At 68.2% G+C, this 4,274-nt stretch carries 4 protein-coding genes; all 4 read left to right on the top strand.

What is annotated here, in order from left to right; all coding sequences use genetic code 11:
- The first annotated feature begins 245 nt into the window (after positions 1-245).
- Positions 246-1,337, top strand: a complete 1,092-nt coding sequence (locus VIM19_06190) for an O-antigen ligase family protein (protein ID HEY5184487.1) — start codon at positions 246-248, stop codon at positions 1,335-1,337.
- Positions 1,338-1,408: 71 nt separating this feature from the next.
- Positions 1,409-2,620 (top strand): oligosaccharide flippase family protein, encoded by a 1,212-nt coding sequence (locus VIM19_06185; GenBank protein ID HEY5184486.1) that lies wholly within the window; start codon positions 1,409-1,411, stop codon positions 2,618-2,620.
- Complete coding sequence (locus VIM19_06180; protein ID HEY5184485.1) at positions 2,617-3,651, top strand: hypothetical protein; 1,035 nt, start codon at positions 2,617-2,619, stop codon at positions 3,649-3,651. The genes VIM19_06185 and VIM19_06180 overlap by 4 nt, the downstream gene beginning before the upstream one ends.
- Positions 3,652-3,671: 20 nt before the next feature.
- Positions 3,672-4,274, top strand: a 603-nt coding sequence (locus VIM19_06175; GenBank protein ID HEY5184484.1) for a sugar transferase, incomplete at its 3' end; no start/stop codon positions are given.

Here is a 4,274-nt window from a genome sequence, read left to right as displayed (position 1 = left end):
CAACATCTCGAGCTGCTGCGGGATCTGATCCCATGACTGCCATGACCGTCCGTAGGCCAAGCGGCCGGAGACCGGTTGAGGCCCTCTTCGCCGATGGCGCCGATGGGGCCGATGTCCCGCCAGTTGTGCGACGCGCGGGATATCTCCTCGTGCTTGCGGTCTGGACCCTGCCTCTCCTTACCCCGGCCGGCCCGGGGAACACCGGAATTGTGGACGTCACCATCGGTGCGGCGATTCTCATGACCATGTTCTGGCTCCACCGCACCGGAGCCAGAGCGATCGTTCCCTACTCACTGGGGATGGGCATCCTGATGACCGCCGGGCTGATCGCCGCGGTCCACCACAGTGCCGCATACTCGGGCCTCGCGATCCTGCAGGACCTGTTCATGCTGTTGTGGGGGGCCGCCGTCGCGAACGCGGTGCGGAACCCATGGCTGTTGCGGGTCTTTCTCAGGGCCTGGTGCTGGAGCGGGATCGCCTGGGCATCCGTCCTGGTCTTCGGCCGACTGGCCGGGATCAACGCCCTGGCCGGCGTCACGTCAGCGAACGGCGGCCGCGCTGCACTGACCTTCCACGACCCCAACCTGGCAGCCAACTACCTGCTGTGCGCTCTGATGGTCCTGCTCGCGACACGGGCAATCCAGCGGCGTTGGATCCGGTTCCTTGGCGTGGCCGTCATCCTGACCGCGACGTTCTTCACAGGCTCCAACGGGGCAATGGTCGGGCTGGTCATCGGCCTGAGCGTGGCCACCGTGACCCGGATCCTCAAGACCCACGGTCCGGTCTCCGCCATCGCGGTCGTGGCTTTCCTGGTGCTGCTGGTGGGTGTCGCGGGACCGCACGTCGACCCGTCTGCCCTCCAGCAGAAGGCCGCGGGAAGTGTCCCGCTGCTCGCGGACTCGGTGGGTCGCACTGACTCGTCAGGCAGCGAGCGCGAGATTCTGTTCTCAGAAGGCCTGCGCTTGTTCAACACCGGAGACCTCATCGGCGTGGCGCCGGGGCGAACCAAGCACACGCTGGCTAACGCGGGGGCGTCGTACGTCAAGGAGGCGCACAACGACTACATGGGAACTCTGGTGGAACGGGGGGTGCTCGGCGGCATCGGCCTCATCGTCCTGATCGCGGCTGCCGGCGTACGCCTGACGCGAGTGACGTTCCGGCCCCTTCGCCCGAACGTGGCAGCGCTGGTCCCCAAACCGGAGTACCTGCTCGGGTTGGCGTTCGCGCTCCTGGCCTCAGGCTTCTTCTACGAGGTTCTCCACTTCCGGCACCTGTGGGCCTTCCTCGGGCTTGTCGCCGGGCTCGACATGCTGAGGGGTCGTCAATGGCTGCGCTGACGCAGGCCGTGAGGGCAGGATTACGGGGCCAGGGACGTCGCGGCCTTCCGGGGCGCGCCGTGGTGGACAACATGGGCAGCCGGATCGTCGCGATCGCGGCCGTCACCGCTGTCACCGTCCTCGTCGCGCGTTCGGGCGGACCCAGTGACGTGGGCGTGCTGGCGCTCCTACGGGTTCTCCCCGGCCTGGCGGGCGTCCTTGCTGCCTGCGGGCTGCCCACCGCCATGGGCTACTTCATCGCGGGACCAGACCGCGACCACCCCCGGCTGTGGCCGACCCTCATCGCGGTCATGGTCGCCGGTGGTCTGGCCGGGACCCTCCTGTGGTTCGCCCTGGCACCCATGATCCAGCGGTTCATCATCTCGTCCACGACCGTTGCGGTCGTGGCCGCCGCCGGCATCACCGTCTTCACCCAGCTCCCGGTCTCGGTGGCCAAGTCGAGCCTTCAGGCGCTTGACGATCTCCGTGGCTCCAACCTGGTCACGGCCGGCGAAGAGGTCGCGTTCCTGCCGCCCTACCTTGCCGGGTACGTGGCCGGGATGCGGGGACCCTGGCTCATCGTCTTCTCGTTGCTGGTGGCAGACATCATGGTGGCGGTCCCTGCGTGGGTCCGCATGTCACGACGGGTCCGCAAAACCGGGTTGCGGATGTCCGGCCGCGCTGATCTGGGACTCGCGCGCCGAGTGGTTCTGTTCGGCACGCGCAGCCAGGTGGGCGGGGTGATGGGGCTCCTGAACCTGCGCTTCGACTTCGTGGTCCTGGGGGTCATGGCCGGGCCCGCTGCCGTGGGCACCTACGCCGTCGCCTCGAAGTACGCCGAGCTGCTGCGCCTGCCGGCGCTTGCCGTCACCTGGGTGGCCTACCCGAGAGTGGCACGGATGGGCGCGTCGAGCTTCGGGCGTCGAGCCCGCCGGCTGACGGCACCGCTGCTGGCCTTCGGACTTCTTTCGGCCGCGGTCCTATCCCTGCTGGCGTTCCCGCTCTTCCCATGGGTGTTCGGCGAGGAGTTCCGGGCCGCGATCTGGCCCGCGGTCATCATCTTGGGCGGGCTGGTCGTCGAACCTGCCGCCGGTTTCGGCAGTGCCTTCCTGCTGGGCTCAGGGCGACCGGGGCTCAACTCGATGCTGCTGGGCACCGGACTGGTCGTCACCCTGGTGCTGGACCTGCTGCTGATCCCCGGCCACGCCGCGGTGGGGGCCGCGTGGGCGTCTGCTGCGGCCTATCTGTCGACCGATGTGCTGCTCGTTCTTGCGATGTGGCGGATGACAAGGAACCAGACATGAAGAACGAGCTCGCCCGCACGGGGGCGACTGCCGCGCTGGTCTGCACCCTGCTTGTGCTGTCCGGCTGCCAGTCCGGCGGGAGTGCGGCGAGACCGCGGGCGTCGGGCCCCGCACCCACGGCAACGCCGCGCGCCCAGTACATCGACCTGGCCGACAGGATCGCGGCACGGAAGACGGCCGTCTGGGTTGAGGCGGACCTGGTCAAGGCGTGGCAGAAGGGAGGGCAGCGATATGACGACGTCCTCAACATCGCGGTGAAGCTCGCCAGCCGTCCCGGAGTGGTCGGCATCAAGATCGCCGACGAGCTGGGGTACTACGACGGCATCGACACCCCCCAGCAGGCGGGCGAGTTCCTGGCGCAGGCCTCGCGCGATATCCGGTCCCGCCTGCCCCGCACCAAGATCCTGGTCGACATGATCGTGCCGCAGCTCGGGTGCCTCGCCTGGGTGGACAAACCGGCGACGGAGTCCGAACGGAGCGCCTGCGCCACCTCGGCGGGCGAAGCCAGCCCCGCAGCCACGATCGCCGCGGTCGACGGCTATCTCACGTCCAAGACCATTGACGTGATCGACCTCAGCACCGGACTTCGGGACACGGCGGAATACAGCACCTGGAAGACCACCCCGGACGAGGCCATGCGCGCTGCCTGGATCGAGGCCATCCGGCGTCACTGGGGCACCCTGGTCACTCTCCAGGCACGCAAGGCGATGGCTCACCCGGGGTCCTACACAGGCGGCGCCGCGCAGGCTGAGCAGGAGCTACGGACCTACATCGACATCCCGCTGGCCAACGGCGCCAGAGCCGTTGACATCTGGACTTGGAGCCAGCCGTACAAGGGAACGACCTACCGGCTCTTCGACCCGGGGCTGCGGAGCAACCCGCTCATCGCCGGGCTGGCCCGGCGTCGCGCGGCGGGTGACCACCTGTTCACGCACATGACACCATCGTCGCTGGAGACCAGTCCCGAAGCCGACGTCGCTGCCGCCACCGCCATCTTCACCAGTGTCTTCGTCGCGGCGGGTGCAGGGTGAGAGCCTGGGCGAGGCCGTCGATGGCCGCACGGGTGCCCGCGGTGACTGCGCGGCATACCGCCACGGGCATCGGGCGGCGGACCCTAGACGTCCTGGTGGCCGCGACCGGGCTGGCACTTCTGATGCCCCTGCTCGTCGTCATCGCTCTGGCCATCAAGGTAAGCAGCGAGGGGTCGTTCCTGTTCCGGCAGGTTCGACTGAAGGAGGGCCGGCGCGAGTTCACGATCCTGAAGTTCCGGACGATGCGATCCACCCAGAGCGGCCCGGAGATCACGGCGAACTGCGACAAGCGGATCACCGCAATAGGAGCCTTCCTGCGGCGTAGCCATATCGACGAGCTGCCACAGCTGGTGAACGTCCTTCGCGGCGACATGACCCTCGTAGGACCCCGCCCCGAGACGCCTGCGCTGGCTGCCCGCTACCCGCCCGAGTGCCAATGGGTGCTTGAACACAGGCCGGGACTCACGGGGCCGACACAGGTGCGGTCGCTGGAGCTCAACAACATCCCTGTTGACGTGGCCGACACCGAGCAGTGGTACCTGAAGCACCTAGTTCCGCAACGAGTCGAAATGGACGCGACCTATCTGGATCACCCCACCCTCACGGCTACCCTGCGTGTCCTC

The sequence above is a fragment of the Actinomycetes bacterium genome (genome assembly GCA_036510875.1).
Taxonomy (GTDB): Bacteria; Actinomycetota; Actinomycetes; order Prado026; family Prado026; genus DATCDE01.
This window is presented reverse-complemented; position numbering and strand designations above follow the sequence as displayed.

What these genes read in the sequence shown, in the direction of transcription:
- VIM19_06185 (HEY5184486.1), top strand. Translation starts at nt 1,409, where the DNA reads ATGGGCAGCCGGATCGTCGCGATCGCGGCCGTCACCGCTGTCACCGTC.
- VIM19_06190 (HEY5184487.1), top strand. Translation starts at nt 246, where the DNA reads ATGTTCTGGCTCCACCGCACCGGAGCCAGAGCGATCGTTCCCTACTCA.
- VIM19_06180 (HEY5184485.1), top strand. Translation starts at nt 2,617, where the DNA reads ATGAAGAACGAGCTCGCCCGCACGGGGGCGACTGCCGCGCTGGTCTGC.